The sequence below is a fragment of the Mycobacterium xenopi genome (assembly GCF_009936235.1).
Lineage (GTDB): Bacteria > Actinomycetota > Actinomycetes > Mycobacteriales > Mycobacteriaceae > Mycobacterium > Mycobacterium xenopi.
The window spans coordinates 3,075,106-3,094,338 of sequence record NZ_AP022314.1 but is presented as its reverse complement, the minus strand read 5'-3'; the positions used below and the strand labels follow the sequence as shown (position 1 = coordinate 3,094,338).

Here is a 19,233-nt window from a genome sequence, read left to right as displayed (position 1 = left end):
AGGGTTATCGAACAGCCGTTCGGCGTCGAGGGAGCATGCGGTGCGCGTAATGGGAGTCGACCCCGGATTGACCCGCTGCGGTCTGTCGGTGGTGGAGAGCAGACAAGGCAGACAGGTGATCGCGCTGGACGTCGACGTGGTGCGCACCCCCGCCGACGAGCCGCTGCCGCGGCGGCTGCTCACCATCAGCGACATCGTCGAGCATTGGCTGGACACCCACCACCCCGACGTCATCGCGATCGAGCGGGTGTTCTCCCAGCAGAATGTGTCGACGGTGATGGGCACCGCCCAGGCCGGCGGGGTGATCGCATTAGCAGCGGCCAAGCGCGGCATCGACGTGCATTTCCACACCCCCAGCGAGGTCAAGGCCGCGGTCACCGGAAACGGCGTCGCCGGTAAGGACCAAGTGACCACAATGGTCACCAAAATCCTTGCGCTGCAAGCTAAACCGACACCACCGGATGCCGCCGACGCACTCGCGCTGGCCATCTGCCATTGCTGGCGCGCGCCGATGATTGCCCGGATGGCGGCCGCTGAGGCTAAGGCGGCCGAGCATCGCAAGAAATTCGCCTCGAAAATGAAGGCCGCCCGATGATCGCGTCGGTGCGCGGCGAGGTGCTCGAGGTGGCGCTCGACCACGCGGTGATCGAGGCGGCCGGGGTCGGCTACCGGGTCAACGCGACGCCCTCGACGCTGGCGACGCTGCGACGCGGCAGCGAAGCCCGGCTGATCACCGCGATGATCGTGCGCGAGGATTCGATGACGCTCTACGGTTTTCCCGACAGCGAGACCCGCGACCTGTTCCTGACGTTGTTGGGGGTCTCCGGGGTAGGGCCGAAGATCGCGCTGGCCACCCTGGCGGTGTACGACACCGCGGCGCTGCGTAAGGCGCTGGCCGACGGCGACGTCGCCGCGTTGACCCGGGTGCCGGGCATCGGCAAGCGCGGCGCCGAAAGAATGGTGCTCGAGCTACGCGACAAGATCGGGCCAACCGCAGCGCCGAGTGCGGCCGTCAACGGTCACGCGGTGCGCCGACCCGTGGTGGACGCCCTTGTCGGCCTTGGGTTTGCGGTCAAGCAAGCGGAGGAGGCCACCGACGCGGTGCTGACCAGCGACCGCGCCGCCACCACCGCCAGCGCGCTGCGCGCCGCCCTGTCGCTGTTGGGGAAGACCACATGAGCCGGTTCAGCGAGTTGCCCGGCCAGCCCGCCGAGCGGGACGTGTCGCCGACGCTGACCGTCGGTGAGGGCGACGTCGACGCTAGCCTGCGGCCCCGGTCGCTGCGCGAATTCATCGGCCAGCCGCGGGTGCGCGAGCAGCTGCAGCTGGTCATCGAGGGCGCCAAGAACCGCGGCGGCACACCGGATCACATCCTGCTGTCCGGGCCGCCCGGGCTGGGCAAGACCTCGCTGGCGATGATCATCGCCGCCGAGCTCGGGTCGTCGCTGCGGGTGACGTCCGGGCCGGCGCTGGAACGGGCCGGGGATCTGGCGGCGATGCTGTCCAATCTGGTCGAACACGACGTGCTGTTCATCGACGAGATCCACCGCATCGCCCGGCCCGCCGAGGAGATGCTGTATCTGGCGATGGAGGACTTCCGGGTCGATGTCGTCGTCGGCAAAGGCCCGGGAGCCACGTCGATCCCGCTGGAAGTCGCGCCGTTCACGCTGGTCGGCGCCACCACCCGGTCCGGCGCGCTGACCGGTCCGCTGCGTGACCGCTTCGGCTTCACCGCCCACATGGATTTCTACGAACCCGCCGAGCTGGAGCAGGTGCTGGCGCGTTCGGCGGGAATCTTGGGCATCGAGCTCGGCGCGGACGCCGCCGCGGAGATCGCCCGCCGTTCTCGGGGGACCCCGCGCATCGCCAACCGGCTGCTGCGGCGGGTCCGCGACTTCGCCGAGGTGCGCGCTGACGGGGTGATCACCCGCGACGTCGCGAAGTCCGCACTGGAGGTTTACGACGTCGACGAGCTGGGCCTGGACCGCCTGGACCGCGCCGTGCTGTCGACGCTGACCCGCAGCTTCGGCGGCGGCCCGGTCGGGGTGTCGACGCTGGCGGTGGCGGTCGGGGAGGAAGCCGCCACCGTCGAGGAGGTGTGCGAGCCGTTCTTGGTGCGCGCCGGCATGATTGCCCGCACCCCGCGCGGCCGGGTCGCGACCCCGCTGGCCTGGACTCATCTGGGGATGACGCCGCCGGCGGGGGTCTCGGGGTGGGCCCAGCCGGGCCTGTTCGACTAGCAGGCGGCGGCGTTACATCTGCCCCCGATGTGGGTATCCCTCGGGCACTTGGCGCCGGGACAGCCGGGGCCCAAGGTGGATGGAGACACGATGAGACGCTCACGCAGTGGAGTCGACGGCTACGACGGTCTGCACATGCCACGCAGCCGCGGCGCGATCACCGGCCTGCTGCTTGTGTTGCTGGGTGCCTGGGGTGCGCTGATACCGTTCGTCGGGCCATACTTGGACTTCGCCTACACGCCGAACCAGCCCTGGACGTGGACCGCGGCCCGCGGCTGGCTGGAGGTATTCCCCGGAGTCACCACGCTGGTGGGAGGTCTGCTGCTGATCGGTTCCGGCAACCGGGCCACCGCGATGTTCGGTGGTTGGCTGGCTAGCTTTGCGGGCGCTTGGTTCGTGGTGGGCGGCGCCTTGGCCTCGACGTGCACATCGGCGACATCGGCCATCCGGTGGCGTCGACCGACGGCAAGCGGGCACTTCTCGAGATTGCTTACTTCTCCGGGTTGGGAACGCTGATCGTCTTTCTTGGCGGAGGTGTCCTGGCGCGGCTGGCGGTGCGGTTGGCCCGTGACGTCGAGCCGGTACCGGCCGCCGACATGTCCGCCGACGGGCCGACGCCCGACTACCCGGTCGCTCCCGAGGTCTCACCCGACGCGGTCACCCAGGTGCGCGGTGAGCAGCATGGCGCGCCTGCCGACGAGCCGCGGCAGCGTGGCAGCTTCTTCCGCCGCCGCCGCGTCAGCGCCGATCGCTAAACCCTCTTCTCGTCCAGTAAGCCGAGCAACTGCAGGTCGGTGGCGTATTTGACGATGACCTCCCGCGTCACGTGCGGGATGTCTTTGTCCGGGCCGATTTTCGCCTCTTGCACCGCGGCCCGGAACCGGTCGGTCGGGGCCATCGATCCGCGCATCGGCTTCTCGGGCTTCTGGTAGTTGTGCAGCAGCGGCAAAAGCGAGTACCGGCGCTGCTGATCCGGCAGGGCCCGCATCGCGGTCTCGAACCGCTGCAGCCAGTCGGCGTAGTCGTCGACACGCCGGATCGGGTAGCCGGCCTCGATCAGCCAGTCGACGTACTCGTCGAGCCCGATGCCGTCGTCGTGCGGGTTCATCACGTGATAGGTCTGGTAGCCCTCGACGGTCTGAGCCCCTAGCGTCGAGACCGCCTCGGCGATGAACTCCACCGGCAGCCCGTCATAGTGGGCGCGCTGCCGGTTGCCCTCGGCGTCCAGCTCGTAGAACGAGCGCGGCGCGATCCCGGTGGCCGCCAGGCTCAGCATCAGCCGGGTGAACATGTCGGGCAGGTTGAGCTGGCCAGCGTACGTGGTGTCGGCCAAGATCATGTCGCAGCGAAACACCGCGACCGGCAGGCCACAGCGGTCATGGGCCTCGCGCAGCAACACCTCCCCGGCCCACTTGCTGTTGCCGTAGCCGTTGGCGTAGCTGTCGCTGATCCGCCGGGTCGGGCTGATCACCCGGATGTCGGCGTCCTCGGTGAACTTGCCGGGCTCGATCTGGTCGCCCACCCCGATCGTCGACACATAGGTGTAGGGCTTGATCTTCGTTGTCAGCGCCAGCCGGATCAACTCGGCGGTGCCCAGCACATTCGGGCCGAACAGCTCGCTGTAGGGCAGCACGTGGTTGACCAGCGCCGCCGGGCCGACGATCACGTCGACGGTGTCGGCCAGCCGCTGCCAAACCTGTTGGCTCAGACCAAGGTTCGCTTCACCCTTGTCGCCGGCGACGACCTCCAAGTGATCGGCGGCCAGCGCGCGATAGTGCGCCCGCAGCTTCGGGTCGCTGTCGAACGTTCGGTCGAGACGCTCCCGCGCCGCGGCGTCGTCTTTGGCGCGCACCAGCGCGATCACCGTGCCGTCGACGGCGTCCATCCGCTCCAGCCACTCCAGCGCCAGGTAGCGGCCCAAGAATCCGGTCGCGCCGGTGAGCAGCACCGTGCGCACCTCGGTGCTTGGCCCGGGCAAGGCCGGGGCATCTTCCAGCGTGCGCGCGTCGAGGAACTTGTCCAGCCTCAGGTCGCGAGCGCGCACCTCGACCGCCTCCCCTTCTTCGGCACGGCCGTGTACCGAGGCGAACGTCGGCCGCTTGGAGCCTTGACGTTCGGCCTCGATGTAGCCAGCGATGGCCTGCAGGTCGGATGCCGGGCTGACAATCACCCCCACCGGCACGTCGACGTCGAAGATCTCGCGCAGCAGGTTGCCGAATGTCAACGCCGACAAAGAGTCTCCGCCCAGGTCCGTGAAGTGGGCATCGGGCTGCAGCTCGCTGGCCGCGGCGCCCAGCAGCGCACCGGCGGCCCGGGTAACCGTTTCCAGCACCGGGCGCTGAGCGCCGCTGCGGCGCAACTCACTCAGCTCGTCGGCCTGGCTTCGGTCCAGCTCGGCGTAGAGCTGTTCGAGCCGCTCGCCGTACCGTTCTTTCAGTTTGGGCCACGCCAGCTTGCGGATGCCGGTGAGCAGACCGTTCTCCAACGTGAACGGCTCGGGCTCGATGAGGAAGTCGCGCGGCACCTCGTAGGACTGCAGGCCGGCGTCTTTGGCGACGCGCTGCAACGACTCGGCGATCGCTGACTTCGACGCGTTCACGTCCGTCGGCACCACGACCGCCAGCAGGTAAGGGTGGGCGCTGTTGCCGTAAATGTAGATCTGGCGCACCAGCGGGCTGTTGTTGAACACGGCCTCGAGCTTGGCGACGGTGACGAACTCACCTTGGGCAAGCTTGAGCACGTTGTTGCGGCGGTCGACGTAGACCAGCCGGTCGGGGCCGACCTCGGCCACTACGTCGCCGGTGCGGTAGTAACCGTCGTCGTCGAACACTCCGGCGGTGATCTCCGGGCGCTTGTAGTAGCCGGGGAACATGTTCTCGGTCTTGAGCAGCAACTCACCCCGCGGGAAGGGCCGGTCGGTGCTGAAGTAACCCAGATCGGGCACGTCGGCCAGCTTGTAGTCGATCACCGGCGGGCGTTGCACCACACCGTCGTACAAAACCATCCCGGCCTCGGTGGAGCCGTAGCCGTCGAGCAGGTGAATCCCCAGAAGCGACTCGACCCACGTTTTGAGCTGCGAGGAAATCGGCGCCGAGCCCGTCATCGCGAAGATCGCCCGCCCGCCGAGCAGGTTGTCGCGCAGGTCGCCCATCACCAGGGCTTCCGCGCTGGCCCGGTCGGCGCCCTCCGCGGTGAGCCGGTCAACCCTGGTGAGAAATTCTGCGTGCAGGGTGTCCCAAACCCGCGGCACGAAGTTCAACTCGGTGGGCCGCACCAGGGCGAGGTCTTCGAGCAGCGTCGACAGGTCGCTCGTGGCGCCGAAGTAAGCGGTTCCGCCGTTGCCGAGCGTTCCGTACAGGATGCCGCGGCCCATGACGTGGCTCATCGGCATGAAGTTGAGGGTGATCGACGCAGCACTCGGGCCGAACCAGTTGCGGCTGGAGCGCTGCCACATCTTGGCGACGTTGCGCTGCGGATACATCGCGCCCTTGGGTGCGCCGGTGCTGCCGGAGGTGTAGATCAGCAGCGCCAGGTCGTTGTCTTCGGCGGCGACCGTCGGGGCGGGCAGCGACGTGCCGCGTTCCAGCACCTCGGCCAGTGTCTCCACGATCACCGCATGTCCGGCCAGCCGGCCGCGGGCAGCATCGAGCGCCTCGCGGTGGTCGTCAACCTCGGGGTGGTGGTCGAATACCACGAGCCGCGCCGGCGCGTGACCGGTGCGGATCAGTTCGACCGCGTCGGACAGGTAGTCGACGCTGGCCGCGATCACGGTGGGCTCGGTCTCGACGACGATGGGCCGAAGCTGGGCGAGGGCCGCGCTGGTCTGTAGCGGCACCGACACGGCGCCGATTCGGGCCAGGGTCACGTCGATCGTGGTGTAGTCGACGCTGGTGAAGCCCAAGATGGCGACGCGGTCACCGGGCGAGACGGCCTCGCGGGCCCAGGCGCTGGCCAACGCGCCGACGCGGTCGGCCAGTTCGCGGTAGGTGATCGTGTCGAAGCGGGGCAGCAGGTGCGCCGACGTACGGCCGGTGTTCGGGTCTTTGACGAACTCGACCGCACGCTGCCCGAGCGCCGGCCGGTCGGCGTAACCCTGCAGCACGGTTTCGATCACCTCTGGCAGGCGCAGCCCGGGCCGCTGGACCGCCGTGGCCACCGCTTCGTCGGGACGCGCCGCGGCGAACTGCGGATCATCGGCGGTCAACGCGGCAATGCGGCGCTCCAGCTGGTCTTCACGGGTATCCATCGGCATATCTCAAACCTCGAAACACAGTGGTGGTGAAGCTGACCGGCGCCACGCTGCGCCCAACACGAGGAACTACGTTAGCAAAGCTAACTTTATTCCGGACACGGCGTCCCGGGAACCGCGGTCGCGTGTGAGATCGGTAACTAACGCTGCGAGTTCTCGGCACCGGGCGGGCGGCAGCGCTGCTGCTCGGCAATGACCTCCACCGCCGCGCGGGTGGTGTCGATGTGCCCGCCTGGCAGCGACAAAGCGGCGGTTCTTGTGCCGCGCGGACAACCAACAAGACGCTTTCGTCCATCGGTCACTTGCGTCATGGCGAGTGCCTTGGGTCCGAACTGCCCGGCTATCAGCGACAAGGAATGGATTGTCAGACATCGCTGCGACGATCTGAGGATGAGCGAACCGCTGCAGTTGCGGGGAACCGAGCTTCGCTACGTCCTGACGATGCATCTGTTTATCCACGGGCCCGCGACCGTCGCGGAGCTGGCCGACGCGCTCGCCTGGCACGGCTTTGCTGCGGGTGGCCGGGCATCGAAGTCGATCTCGGATGCTTTGCGCTGGGAGATCGGGCACGGCCGGGTCCGTCGGCTCGGACGCGGCCGCTATGGCCCCGGTTGGATGCCCCGCGGCACCGAGCACCGGATTCACAAACGCGTGCAGTCGTTACGCGACCAAGCCCGTTGTCGCTGATAGCCGGGCACGCCAGCAACACCCGGTGTCGCGGGGCTGATGTGGCGCACGGGTCATTACTGTCACAAGTGAACGCTTCAAGGCCGCCAACCCGCGGCCAAACGGTTGGTTGTCGCTGCGAGGCGGGCACATCGGCACATCCTTCTCCGCGGAGACTGGTGTGGCAGATGTGACGGCGCGCGGTTCAGAGCTCGGCGAGGCACGACGCGATGACGTCGAGACCTTCGGTCAGCAGTTCGTCGCTGATGGTCAGCGGTGGCAGCAGTCGCACCACGTTGTCGAAGGTGCCCGCGGTCAAGACGATCACCCCGGCGGCGTGCGCGGCGGCGGTCAGCGCGTCGGTGAGCTGCGGATTCGGGTCGGCGCCGCCGGGTTTCACCAGCTCGATGGCCATCATGGCGCCCCGGCCGCGGACATCGCCGACCCGGTCGTCGCGCCGCTGCAACGCCAGCAGCCGCTGCGTCATCAGCTCGCCGAGCTGACGTGCCCGCTCGATCAGCCCGTCGCTCTCGATGGTCGCGATGCTGGCCAGCGCCGCCGCGCAGGCCACCGGGTTGCCGCCGAAGGTCCCGCCCAGGCCGCCGGGGTGGGCGGCGTCCATGATCTCGGCGCGTCCCGTCACCGCCGAAAGCGGCAGCCCTCCGGCGATGCCCTTGGCGACGCAAACTAGGTCGGGCTCAATGCCCTCGTGCTCGCAGGCGAACATCGCCCCGGTGCGCGCGAATCCGGTCTGGATCTCGTCGGCGATGAAGACCACGTTGTGTTGCTGGCACCACTGGCGCAGAGTGGCCAGAAACCCCGGGGCTGGGACGATGAAGCCGCCTTCGCCCTGAATAGGTTCGATGAGCAGCGCCGCCACGTTGTCGGCGCCGACCTGCTGGTCGATATGGCGGATCGCCCGCTCGGCGGCCAGTTCGCCGTTGCTGGCCAATTTTTCGTCGAGCAGGCGGTCGCGAAACGGGTACGACAGCGGAGCACGGTAGATCTCCGGCGCGAACGGCCCGAACCCGTTTTTGTACGGCGCCGATTTGGCGGTCAGCGCCATCGCCAGGTTGGTGCGACCGTGATATGCGTGGTCGAACGCCACCACAGCCGGTTTGCGGGTATAGCAGCGGGCGACCTTGATCGCGTTCTCCACCGCCTCGGCGCCGGAGTTGAACAGCGCCGAGCGCTTGTCGCCCCCGCCCGGGGCCAACCGGTTGAGTTGCTCGGCGACGGCGACGTAGTGCTCGTACGGGGTCACCATGAAGCAGGTGTGGGTGAACTCGGCGACCTGCGCGCGGACGGCGTCCACCACCCGCGGGGCCGCGTTGCCGATCGTGGTGACCGCGATCCCCGAGCCGAGGTCGATCAGCCGGTTGCCGTCGACATCCTCGACAATCCCGCCGCTGGCGCGCGCCGCGTAGACCGGCATGATGCTGCCGACCCCGCGGGCCACCGCGGCGGTTCGACGCTTGGTCAGTTCCAGCGAGGCCGGGCCCGGGATTTCGGTGAGGAGGTGGCGACTCTGGTTGACGGCGGGCACGTCGGTCTCCTCACGGGCGGTGCGGGTCGCGCGGTGGTTCGAGCCTATCCGCGGCGGCTCGGCGACGACGGCAACCCGCGTCGCGGGCTACGCGGACGGCGGTACCAGCGGCGGGCGGCAGGCATTGGACGTCGGGTCCCACCACCAGCCGTTATCGCATGCCAGCGGTTGCGCCGCCACACCCAGCGGCCGGCACACGTTGGCGGTGGGGTCCCACCACTGGCCGCTCCCGCAGTCCAGCGGTTGCGGCCCGACACCCAGCGGCCGACAGACATCGCCGGTGGGGTCCCACCACTGGCCCGGGTCGCACTGCAGCGCCAGCGGCGCGTCAGCCGGTCGGCACATGTTGGCCTTCGGGTCCCACCACCAGCCGTTCGCGCACTGCGCGGAACTGACGGCCGGCGTCACGGCGATCGCGAAAGCCATCGGCGCCATTGCCATTACCACGACAACCGCTAAGCGGCGAACAACGTTTTGCACCGCATGCCTCCCTGGTGTCCTCGGCCCGCTACATTAGCGACTCGATTAACCGCTCGCCCCGAAGACCGGGCCGGCTGGTGTCCACGGGCTGGCCGGTGAACTCGCGGATCGCACCGGTGGTTCGTAAGGCCTCGGTGAGCTCGATCCGCTCAATGACGAAGCAGCGCGTCGACATTGTCGTGGAACAGTCCGGGCATCGCCGGCTCCTCGCAGCCCATCCGCCGGTAGTCGTCCAGCGGTGTCGACGTCCCCTCGGAGTGCGGGTAGTCGCTGCAGAACATGAACACGTCGCCGGTCTTTTCGGTCAGCTGCTTGGGGTCCTCGTAGGAGAACGACGACACCCGGACATGTTCAAGGAAGTATTCGCTGGGCCGCCGCGACAGCTGGGCCACCGGCTTGCCGTTGAGCCTGGTGGTGAAGTCCGACGCGCCGTCGAGCAGCAGCAAAAACTGGGGCACCCACGCCGAGCTGAGCTCCACCACGCCGAAACGGAGTCGCGGATGACGGTCGAACACACCATGCAAGATCAGATCGGTCAACGCCAGCGCCGGTGGCACCCATAGGAACACCGCTTCGGTGGCGGGCACCAGATCGCCCGACTGGTCGTCGGGATACCAGCAATCGTCGAAGATCCGCACCTGATCGGCGACGTGGAAGACCGGGGTGATGCCGTGCTCGACGAACGCCGACCAGATCCGGTCGTGGTCGGGATGCGATAGGGCGCGTCCCTCCACCGAGCCCGCGCCGATCATGGCCAGCCTGACCCCGGCCCCGGCGAGTCGGGCCAACTCGGCCTCCAGCCACTCCGGGTCACGCAGGGTCAGATGAGCGACCGGGTGCAGTCGGCCCCTGCCGTCGGCCTGCACGGCAGCGCACCACCGGTTCCACGCCGTCATGTTCGCGGTGACCGCGGGCCGCGACGACGAGAGGCGTCGCTCCCACAGCAAGCCGTAGTTGGGGAACACCACGGCTTCGTCGAGGCCGACCTCGTCGAGCCAGCGAACGCGAGCCTCGGGACGCCAGTAGGAAGCCGGCAACGCCTCGTCGTAGCGGTAGGCGGGCGGTTTTCCGGCCCGGCAGCGGTTGCGGTGGTCGCCGCACGACGCGGTGTCGCCGGGAACGTGGACATCAGCCAGCGCGAGGGGAAAGCCCCGCCAGCTCAGCCAGGTATAGCCGCGTTCGTCATCGACCAGGCTCAGCGCTTCGTCGCGGGCGGACGGATCGATGTGGTCGGCCCACAGTGACCGACTTTCGTAGAGGTGCTGGTCGGAATCGACGACGCGGGCCATATCGCCCGTTGTCCCACTGCCGCACCGCCGCGTCAAGGGCTGGGCGCGATGGCAGACTGGCCGTCATGGATCAACTGGTCGTTTTCTTGCCGCTGCTTGTCATCCTGGCAGCGTTCATGTTCTTCGCGTCGCGGCGTCAAAAACGTGCGATGCAAGCCACGATCGACCTGCACGAGTCGCTGCGCATCGGCGACCGGGTGCACACCACATCCGGACTGCAGGCCACCGTCACCGGGATCACCGACGACACGGTGGACCTTGAGATCGCGCCGGGCGTGGTCACCACCTGGATGAAGCTGGCGATCCGGGACCGCATCGAACCAGACGTCGATGACCGCGACGACGACGGTGTCGAGCAGACCACCGGTGACCCGGAGCGCCTGACCAACGACTGAGGTCTGCCCCCTGGCACGTAATCTTTGCGGGGTGCAGTCGCAGTGATCACCGTGGGAGCGGATCGCGCGAGAGTGTGAGGAGAGAACGTGGCATCGCCTTCGGCGCCGGTGCGTCCTGCCCGCTATCTGTCGGTGTTCCTGATCCTGCTGGTCGGTGTCTACCTGCTGGTCTTTCTGACGGGCAACAAGCGGGCCGAACCCAAGCTCGGCATCGACCTGCAGGGCGGTACCCGGGTCACCCTGACCGCACGGACCCCGGACGGCTCGGCCCCGACTCGCGAGGCGCTGTCGCAGGCCCAGCAGATCATCAGCGCCCGAGTCAACGGTCTGGGAGTTTCGGGCTCGGAAGTCATTGTCGACGGGGACAACCTGGTCATCACGGTGCCTGGCAATAACGGCAACGAGGCCCGCAACCTGGGGCAGACCGCGCGGTTGTACATCCGGCCGGTGACCAACGCGATACCCGCGGAGTCCGCGCCGCCGGCTGACCAGCATCCAGGCCCGGCGCCGGGGGGGCGCACAGCCCGGCGAAGCGCCGGCGGGAACTCCCGGTGGAAAGCCCGCTCCGCAGCCGCGGCCGTACCCGCAGGAGCCGACGCCCACCCCGACTCCGGGGCCACCGGACAACAACGCGCCGCCAACGCCCGCCGAGAAGCCTGGCCCCCCCAGACCCGCGCAAGGACCTCGCCGAGCGCATTGCCCAGGAGAAGAAGTGGCGGCAGAGCACCAGCCAGGGTGTGCAGTTTTTGGCGCTGCAATACCAGGCCACCCGCTGCGGGCAGGATGACATCCTCGCCGGAAACGACGACCCCAACCTGCCCCTGGTGACCTGCTCGACCGACCACAAGACCGCCTACCTATTGGCGCCGTCGATCATCAGCGGTGACCAGATCCAAAACGCCACGTATGGTCTGGACCAGCACAGCGGCGGCTACGTCGTCGATCTGCAGTTCAAGAGCTCGGCGGCCAATACCTGGGCGGACTTCACCGCCGCCCACGTGGGCACCCAGACGGCGTTCACGCTGGACTCGCAGGTGGTCAGCGCACCGCAGATCCGCGAGGCGATACCGGGGGGCCGCACCCAGATCACCGGAAACTTCACCCAGGGCCAGGCCCGCGAACTGGCCAACGTGCTGAAGTACGGGTCATTGCCACTGTCCTTCGAATCATCGGAAGCCGAAACAGTCTCGGCCACACTGGGATTGACGTCGCTGCGCGCCGGTCTGATCGCAGGTGCTATCGGGCTGGTTTTGGTGCTGGTGTATTCGCTGCTGTATTACCGGGTGCTGGGATTGCTGACCGCACTGTCGCTGGTGGCTTCCGGTGCAATGGTTTTCGCGATTCTGGTGTTGTTAGGCCGCTACATCAACTACACGCTGGATCTGGCCGGCATCGCGGGTCTGATCATCGGGATCGGCACCACCGCCGACTCGTTCGTGGTGTTCTTCGAACGGATCAAAGACGAGATCCGCGAAGGCCGTTCGTTTCGCTCCGCGGTGCCCCGCGGCTGGGCACGGGCCCGCAAGACGATCGTGTCGGGTAACGCGGTGACCTTCCTGGCCGCCGCGGTGCTCTACTTCCTGGCGATCGGGCAAGTGAAGGGCTTCGCGTTCACCCTCGGCCTCACCACGGTCCTCGACCTTGTCGTGGTGTTCTTGGTGACCTGGCCGCTGGTCTACCTGGCGTCCAAGTCGGCGACCTTGGCCAAGCCGGCCTACAACGGCCTGGGTGCGGTCCAGCAGGTCGCCCGCGAACGCCGCGCCCTGGCTCATTCACAGGCCGATTGGACGGGATAGCGAAATGGCCTCCAAAGCAACAGAAGCCGTGGAAATCACCGAGTCCAACGCCACCGTCGTCGACAGCGCCCACGCCGCCGAGCTACCGCACCACGGCTTTTTGTCCCGGCTCTACACCGGCACCGGTGCCTTCGAGGTGGTGGGGCGACGCCGGTTTTGGTACGCGATCAGCGCGATGATCGTCGCAATCGCCGTCGCCAGCATCGCCATTCGCGGGTTCACGTTCGGCATCGACTTCGCTGGCGGCACCAAGGTGTCGTTCCCGCGCGGCGACGCCAAAGTCGCCCAAGTCGAAGACGTGTTCCGGCGCACCCTGGGCAGCGACCCAGAGTCGGTGGTGATCGTCGGCAGTGGCGCCTCGGCCACCGTCCAGATCCGCTCCGAAACGCTGACCAACCAGCAGACCGCGAAGCTAAAAGACGCCCTGTTCAACGCTTTTCATCCGCGAGGCGCCGACGGTCAGCCCAGCAAGCAGGCGATCAGCGACTCGGCGGTGTCGTCGACCTGGGGTGGCCAGATCACCAAGAAGGCCTTGATCGCGCTGGTGGTGTTCTTGGTGTTGGTGACGCTGTACATCACCGTGCGCTACGAGCGCTACATGGCGATTTCGGCGCTGGCCGCCCTGTTCTTCGACCTGACGGTCACCGCTGGTGTGTATTCGCTGGTCGGCTTCGAGGTCACCCCGGCCACGGTCATCGGGTGGCTGACGATCCTGGGTTTCTCGCTGTACGACACGGTCATCGTGTTCGACAAAGTCGAGGAGAACACCCGAGGTTTCCAGCACACCACCCGGCGCACCTTCGCCGAGCAGGCCAACCTGGCGGTCAACCAGACGCTGATGCGCTCGATCAACACCAGCCTGATCTCGGTGTTGCCGGTGATCGCCTTGCTGGTGGTGGCGGTGTGGCTGCTCGGCGTGGGCACCCTCAAGGATCTGGCGCTGGTCCAGCTGGTCGGCATCCTCGTCGGCACCTACTCGTCGATCTTCTTCGCCACCCCGCTGCTGGTCACCCTTCGCGAACGCACCGAACTGGTGCGCAATCACACTCGGCGGGTGCTGCGGCGCCGCGATCCGGCTCGGGCCACGGACACCACCGAGAAACCAGAGCCCGCAGCCGAGCCTCGAGAGGCTTCGCCGGGCGAGGAGGCGCAGCAAGACATCAGCGCGGCCGCCCCCGCTCGCAGCAAGCCCGCACCGACCAAACCCGCACCCGGGGCACGCCCGGTGCGGCCCACAACCAGCCAGCGACGTCCCACCGGCAAGCGGAACAAGCGATAGCCCGATGGCGGTCTGGTGTCGGCGCGCGGCCGCGGTGTCGGTGGCCGCGACGCTGGCGGCGGCCGGCCCGGCGGGGCTGACCGCGTGCTCAGGCAGCGCCTCCGACCAGATCGACTACGTTGTCGACGGGACGCTGGTGAGCTACAACACCAACACGGTCACGGGTGCCGCGTCGGCCGGAGCGCAGGCATTCGCCCGCACCCTCATCGGGTTCGGCTACCACGGGCCGGACGGGCAAGTCGTCGCTGACCACGACTTCGGGACCGTATCGGTGGTCGGCGGGGCGCCGCTGGTCCTCGACTACCAGATCGCCGACAACGCCGTCTATTCCGACGGCAGGCCCATCACCTGCGACGACCTGGTGTTGACCTGGGCCGCGCAGTCGGGCCGTTTTCCCGGTTTCGACGCCGCCAGCCACGCCGGCTACGCCGATATCGCCAACGTCGATTGCCAGCCGGGCCAGAAGAAGGCGCGCGTGTCGTTTGCCCCGGACCGCAACGTCGTCGACTATGCCCAACTGTTCACCGCGACCTCGCTGATGCCCTCGCATGTCATCGGCGATGAGCTCGGCGTCGATGTGACGACCGCGCTGCAGACCAACAACATGCCGGTAGTGGACCGGATCGCGCAGGTATGGAACACGACCTGGGACCTCAAGCCCGGCGTCGACCTGAAACACTTCCCGTCGTCGGGACCGTACAAGATCGAAAAGCTGCTCGACGGCGGCGCCGTGGTGCTCGTCGCGAACGACCGTTGGTGGGGCACCAAACCCGTCACCAAGCGGATCACGGTGTGGCCGCAGGAAGCCGACATTCAAGACCGGGTCAACAACAAGTCCGTCGACGTCGTTGACGTTGCGGCCGGGTCGTCGGGATCGCTGATCACCCCGGACGACTACCAGCGCACCGATTCGGCGTCGGCGGGCATCGAGCAGCTGATCTTTGCTCCCGTCGGCCCGCTGTCGCAGACCCGGGCCCGCCGCGCGCTCGCGCTGTGCACGCCGCGCGATCTCATCGCCCGCGACGCCGGCGTGCCGATCGCCAACACGCGGCTGCACGCCGCCGCCGACGACGCCCTCGGCCAGGCCGAGAGCGCCACCCCGGCGGCCGCGTCGTTCACCCGCTCCGATCCGGCGGCCGCCCGCAGCGAGTTGGGCGGTGCGCCGCTGTCGGTGCGGATCGGCTACCGGGCGCCCAACGCGCGGCTGGCGGCCATCGTCGGGGCCATCGCCAAGGCTTGCGGACCGGCGGGCGTCGCGGTGTCGGACGCGACCTCGCCCTCCGCTGGCCCCCAGACGCTCAAAGCCGGCCAGATCGACGCCCTGCTGGCCGGCACCGGAGGCGCCACCGGCGGCGGATCGACCGGGTCGTCGGCGATGGACGCCTACGCCTTGCACAGCGGCAACGGCAACAACCTCTCCGGTTACCGCAACGGTCAAATCGACGGCATCATCGGCGCCCAGGCGGTTTCCGCCGACCCGGTAGAACGCTGGCCCGGCTGCTCGGCGACGGTGCCGCGGTGCTGTGGGCGGACATGCCGACGCTGCCGCTTTACCGCCAGCAGCGCACGCTGGTGACAAAGAAGAAGATGTATGCCGTCAACAGCAACCCGACCCGCTGGGGGGCGGGGTGGAACATGGACCGCTGGGTGCTGGTGCGGTGACGTCCCACGGCGGCTCGGTCGAAAACCTCATCGCGTCCCTGACCCGGGAGGTAGCCGATTTCCCTACGCCGGGAACGCAATTCAAAGACCTGACTCCGCTTTTCGCCGACGCCCGCGGGCTGGCCGCGGTCACCGACGCACTGGCCGCCGCCGCGGCCGGAGCCGACCTGGTGGCGGGCATCGATGCCCGCGGCTTCCTGGCCGCGGCGGCCCTTGCCACCCGGCTGGGTACCGGCGTGCTGGCCGTGCGCAAGGGCGGCAAGCTGCCCCCGCCAGTGCTCGCCGAGCGGTACCACCTGGAGTACGGCGCCGCTGTTTTGGAGATTCCGGCCAGCGGTATCGAGCTGGCGGGCCGGCGGGTGGTCATCGTCGACGACGTGCTGGCCACCGGCGGCACGCTGGCTGCCGCGCACCGGCTGCTTGAGCATGCCGGCGCCGTCGTGACCATGGCCGTGGTGGTGCTGGAGCTCGCCGAGCTGGGCGGGCGCGACCTGCTGGCACCGCTGCCAGTACGAAGCCTGCGCAGCATCTGAAACGCTGCCAGCCTGCGCCCGAGCTGGAGCGATATCCTGGGAGCTCGGAGGTGACGAACGTGGCGGACGACCAGCGGGCGGCGCAAGCGTTAGAGCCGGCTGCCGAATCGCCGTCGGCCCCCGACGCGCTGCCGGCCGAATCTCGGGTAGGGCTGAAGACCACTACCAGCGCGTCGCGGCGAGTGCGGGCGCGGCTGGCGCGGCGGATGACCGCGCAGCGCAACGCGATCAACCCGGTGCTCGAACCGCTGGTGGCGGTGCATCGGCAGGTCTACCCCAAGGCCGACCTGTCGCTGCTGCAGCGGGCCTACGAAGTCGCCGAGCAGCGCCACGCCAGCCAGCTGCGCCACTCCGGGGATCCCTACATCACCCATCCCCTTGCGGTGGCCACCATCCTGGCCGAATTGGGCATGGACACCACCACGCTGGTGGCTGCGTTGCTGCACGACACGGTCGAAGACACCGGTTACACGCTGGAGCAGCTGTCCGCCGAATTCGGCGAAGAGGTCGGCAATCTCGTTGACGGCGTGACCAAGCTGGATCGGGTGGTGTTGGGCAGCGCCGCCGAGGGCGAGACGATCCGCAAGATGATCATCGCGATGGCCCGCGACCCGCGGGTGCTGGTGATCAAAGTGGCCGACCGGCTGCACAACATGCGCACCATGCGCTTCCTGCCGCCGGAGAAGCAGGTCCGCAAGGCCCGCGAAACCCTGGAAGTCATTGCGCCGCTTGCACATCGGCTGGGTATGGCCACCGTCAAGTGGGAGCTGGAGGACTTGGCGTTCGCGATCCTGCATCCCAAGAAATACGAAGAGATTGTGCGGCTGGTGGCCGACCGTGCGCCGTCGCGGGACACCTACCTGGCCAAGGTGCGCGACGAGATCGTCGCCACCCTGAAGGCGTCGAAGATCAACGCCACCGTCGAGGGCCGGCCGAAACACTACTGGTCGATCTACCAGAAGATGATCGTCAAGGGCCGCGACTTCGACGACATCCACGACCTGGTGGGCATCCGTATTCTGTGCGACGAGATCCGCGACTGTTACGCCGCCGTGGGCGTGGTGCATTCGCTGTGGCAGCCGATGGCCGGCCGGTTCAAGGACTACATCGCCCAGCCGCGCTACGGGGTATACCAGTCGCTGCACACCACGGTCATCGGCCCGGAGGGCAAGCCGCTGGAGGTGCAGATCCGCACCCGCGACATGCACCGCACCGCCGAATACGGCATTGCTGCGCACTGGCGCTACAAAGAAGCCAAGGGCCGCAACGGTCTTCCGCATCCGCATGCCGCCGCCGAGATCGACGACATGGCCTGGATGCGTCAACTGCTCGACTGGCAGCGGGAAGCCGCCGACCCCGGCGAGTTTCTGGAGTCGTTGCGCTATGACCTTGCGGTGCAACAGATTTTCGTATTCACCCCGAAGGGCGACGTGATTACCCTGCCGGCCGGGTCGACGCCGGTGGACTTCGCCTACGCCGTGCACACCGAGGTCGGGCACCGCTGCATCGGCGCGCGGGTCAACGGCCGGCTGGTGGCGCTGGAGCGGAAGCTGGAAAACGGGGAAGTCGTCGAGATTTTCACCTCGAAGGCGCCCAACGCCGGGCCGTCGCGTGACTGGCAGCAGTTCGTGGCGTCGCCGCGGGCCAAGACCAAGATCCGCCAATGGTTCGCCAAGGAGCGCCGCGAGGAGGCGCTGGAGGCCGGCAAGGAAGCGATGGCCCGGGAAGTGCGCCGCGGCGGACTTCCGTTGCAGCGCTTGGTGAACGGCGGATCGATGGCCGCGGTGGCTCACGAGCTGCACTACGCGGACGTATCGGCGCTCTACACCGCGATCGGTGAAGGGCACGTGTCGGCCAAGCACGTCGTGCAGCGGCTTTTGGCCGAGCTCGGCGGCATCGAACAGGCCGAAGAGGAGCTCGCCGAGCGGTCCACGCCGGCGACCATGCCGCGCCGCCAGCGCAGCACCGAGGACACCGGGGTCGCCGTCCCCGGCGCTCCCGGTGTGCTGACCAAGCTGGCCAAGTGCTGCACCCCGGTGCCCGGCGACCAGATCATGGGATTCGTCACCCGCGGCGGTGGGGTCAGCGTGCACCGCACCGACTGCACCAACGCCGCGTCGCTGCGCCAGCAGTCCGAGCGGATCATCGAAGTGCACTGGGCGCCGTCGCCGTCGTCGGTATTTTTGGTGGCGATCCAGGTCGAGGCGCTCGACCGCCACCGGCTGCTGTCGGACATCACCCGGGCGCTCTCCGACGAGAAGGTGAACATCCTGTCGGCGTCGGTGACCACGTCGAACGACCGAGTTGCCATCAGCCGCTTCACGTTTGAGATGGGCGACCCCAAGCATCTGGGGCATCTGCTCGACGTCGTCCGCAACGTCGAGGGCGTCTACGACGTCTACCGGGTCACGTCAGCGGCGTAATGTGGGCGAGCAGACGCAAAATCCCTGCAGCAGCTCAGTTTTGGGTGTTTTTGCGTCTGCTCGCGGTAACCGTGACCGTCGCGGTCACTTCACGATGCGGTAGCAGAATGCTCCGACCTTGCCGGCCGGCTGGCAAACGACGTGCTCTCGAGGTTGATCCGCCGACTGTTGTTGGAGTTGGTTTTGCGGGCCGGGGGAACCGCCGGGCGGCGGCGGGCATGGATCTGTCGCGTTGGTGACGCACTGGGGGGTGTTCGCGTGGGCTTGCGCCACTAGGCCGGGACCGCCGACGGCGCCGACCAGAACCAGCGCACCGGCACCGATGATCACCGCTTGCTGCGCTAGCTTCGCCAATTTCACGATCGGCGACGCCTCGTCGCGGCTGGTATTGCCTTGGGCGTACCGATCGGCACGATGACGGGGCCAACCGCTCGCAGTTTTGCGTGCCGGCTTTCGGTCAGCGGGTACGGACATCGTTGTCTCCTCGCGACGGCTACACCACGACACTTTAGTCCATAAAAGTGAACTTCTGTAGTGAAAAATGGCGCAGCTGTGCGCGTATTCGGTATATCCTCCACCGCCGCCACGTGTGGACTGCCGCCTAATTACGCGGCGCGCGCACCTTTTGGGGCACCGGATCGCGGGCAGCCGACCCGCCTATAGGTAAACAGCAGT

Annotated in this window: 14 protein-coding genes and 3 pseudogenes; 11 read left to right on the top strand and 6 right to left on the bottom strand. The window is 67.9% G+C overall.

Annotation, left to right across the window (positions count from 1 at the left end; translation table 11 throughout):
- The first annotated feature begins 40 nt into the window (after positions 1-40).
- The 4 genes and pseudogenes from ruvC to MYXE_RS14390 all read left to right on the top strand — a co-directional run bounded on the left by ruvC (position 41) and on the right by MYXE_RS14390 (position 2,995).
- On the top strand, positions 41-595 hold the full coding sequence (ruvC, locus tag MYXE_RS14405; protein WP_085198592.1) for a crossover junction endodeoxyribonuclease RuvC: 555 nt from the start codon (positions 41-43) through the stop codon (positions 593-595).
- Positions 592-1,179, top strand: coding sequence for a Holliday junction branch migration protein RuvA (gene ruvA / locus MYXE_RS14400; RefSeq protein ID WP_085198590.1), 588 nt, complete (start codon positions 592-594; stop codon positions 1,177-1,179). The genes ruvC and ruvA overlap by 4 nt, the downstream gene beginning before the upstream one ends.
- Positions 1,176-2,240, top strand: a complete 1,065-nt coding sequence (gene ruvB / locus MYXE_RS14395; RefSeq protein WP_085198588.1) for a Holliday junction branch migration DNA helicase RuvB — start codon at positions 1,176-1,178, stop codon at positions 2,238-2,240. Before ruvA ends, ruvB begins: the two co-directional genes overlap by 4 nt.
- A gap of 90 nt (positions 2,241-2,330) precedes the next feature.
- Positions 2,331-2,995, top strand: a pseudogene (locus MYXE_RS14390) (hypothetical protein).
- Here MYXE_RS14390 and car read toward each other — a convergent pair.
- Both car and MYXE_RS14380 read right to left on the bottom strand, forming a co-directional pair.
- The gene (gene car / locus MYXE_RS14385; RefSeq protein ID WP_415624489.1) at positions 2,992-6,486 is read right to left on the bottom strand and encodes a carboxylic acid reductase; all 3,495 of its coding nucleotides are present in this window, start codon (positions 6,484-6,486) and stop codon (positions 2,992-2,994) included. The pseudogene MYXE_RS14390 and the gene car overlap by 4 nt on opposite strands.
- A gap of 143 nt (positions 6,487-6,629) precedes the next feature.
- The gene (locus MYXE_RS14380) at positions 6,630-6,842 is read right to left on the bottom strand and encodes a hypothetical protein (RefSeq protein ID WP_085198584.1); all 213 of its coding nucleotides are present in this window, start codon (positions 6,840-6,842) and stop codon (positions 6,630-6,632) included.
- 37 nt (positions 6,843-6,879) lie between these two features.
- Between MYXE_RS14380 and MYXE_RS14375 the strand changes: the two genes are divergently transcribed.
- A complete protein-coding gene (locus tag MYXE_RS14375; protein ID WP_085198582.1) occupies positions 6,880-7,176 on the top strand; it encodes a hypothetical protein in 297 nt (98 codons plus the stop codon).
- A 184-nt stretch (positions 7,177-7,360) separates the two neighbouring features.
- Here the strand turns inward: MYXE_RS14375 and gabT are convergent, their stop codons facing one another.
- From gabT to MYXE_RS14360, 3 genes are all read right to left on the bottom strand, one after another.
- Positions 7,361-8,701: a 4-aminobutyrate--2-oxoglutarate transaminase gene (gene gabT / locus MYXE_RS14370; protein WP_085198580.1), complete on the bottom strand. Its 1,341-nt coding sequence runs from the start codon at positions 8,699-8,701 to the stop codon at positions 7,361-7,363.
- Between the two features lie 87 nt (positions 8,702-8,788).
- Complete coding sequence (locus MYXE_RS14365; RefSeq protein ID WP_085198578.1) at positions 8,789-9,181, bottom strand: hypothetical protein; 393 nt, start codon at positions 9,179-9,181, stop codon at positions 8,789-8,791.
- Between the two features lie 149 nt (positions 9,182-9,330).
- A complete protein-coding gene (locus tag MYXE_RS14360; protein ID WP_085198576.1) occupies positions 9,331-10,470 on the bottom strand; it encodes an amidohydrolase family protein in 1,140 nt (379 codons plus the stop codon).
- A 65-nt stretch (positions 10,471-10,535) separates the two neighbouring features.
- On the opposite strand from MYXE_RS14360, the gene yajC reads away from it, so the two are divergent.
- The 6 genes and pseudogenes from yajC to MYXE_RS14330 all read left to right on the top strand — a co-directional run bounded on the left by yajC (position 10,536) and on the right by MYXE_RS14330 (position 18,558).
- The gene (yajC, locus tag MYXE_RS14355) at positions 10,536-10,865 is read left to right on the top strand and encodes a preprotein translocase subunit YajC (protein WP_085198574.1); all 330 of its coding nucleotides are present in this window, start codon (positions 10,536-10,538) and stop codon (positions 10,863-10,865) included.
- Between the two features lie 87 nt (positions 10,866-10,952).
- Positions 10,953-12,661 (top strand): annotated as a pseudogene (secD, locus tag MYXE_RS14350) (protein translocase subunit SecD).
- 4 nt (positions 12,662-12,665) lie between these two features.
- Positions 12,666-13,940, top strand: a complete 1,275-nt coding sequence (secF, locus tag MYXE_RS14345) for a protein translocase subunit SecF (protein WP_085198570.1) — start codon at positions 12,666-12,668, stop codon at positions 13,938-13,940.
- Positions 13,941-13,944: 4 nt separating this feature from the next.
- Positions 13,945-15,602, top strand: a pseudogene (locus tag MYXE_RS14340) (ABC transporter substrate-binding protein).
- Positions 15,599-16,135, top strand: a complete 537-nt coding sequence (locus MYXE_RS14335) for an adenine phosphoribosyltransferase (protein WP_003919991.1) — start codon at positions 15,599-15,601, stop codon at positions 16,133-16,135. The pseudogene MYXE_RS14340 and the gene MYXE_RS14335 overlap by 4 nt, the downstream one beginning before the upstream one ends.
- A gap of 59 nt (positions 16,136-16,194) precedes the next feature.
- Positions 16,195-18,558 carry a RelA/SpoT family protein gene (locus MYXE_RS14330; RefSeq protein WP_003919992.1) on the top strand — a complete coding sequence of 788 codons (2,364 nt, stop codon included), beginning with the start codon at positions 16,195-16,197 and terminating at the stop codon, positions 18,556-18,558.
- Between the two features lie 84 nt (positions 18,559-18,642).
- Here MYXE_RS14330 and MYXE_RS14325 read toward each other — a convergent pair whose 3' ends face one another.
- On the bottom strand, positions 18,643-19,032 hold the full coding sequence (locus tag MYXE_RS14325) for a hypothetical protein (protein WP_085198566.1): 390 nt from the start codon (positions 19,030-19,032) through the stop codon (positions 18,643-18,645).
- Between the last annotated feature and the right edge of the window lie 201 nt (positions 19,033-19,233).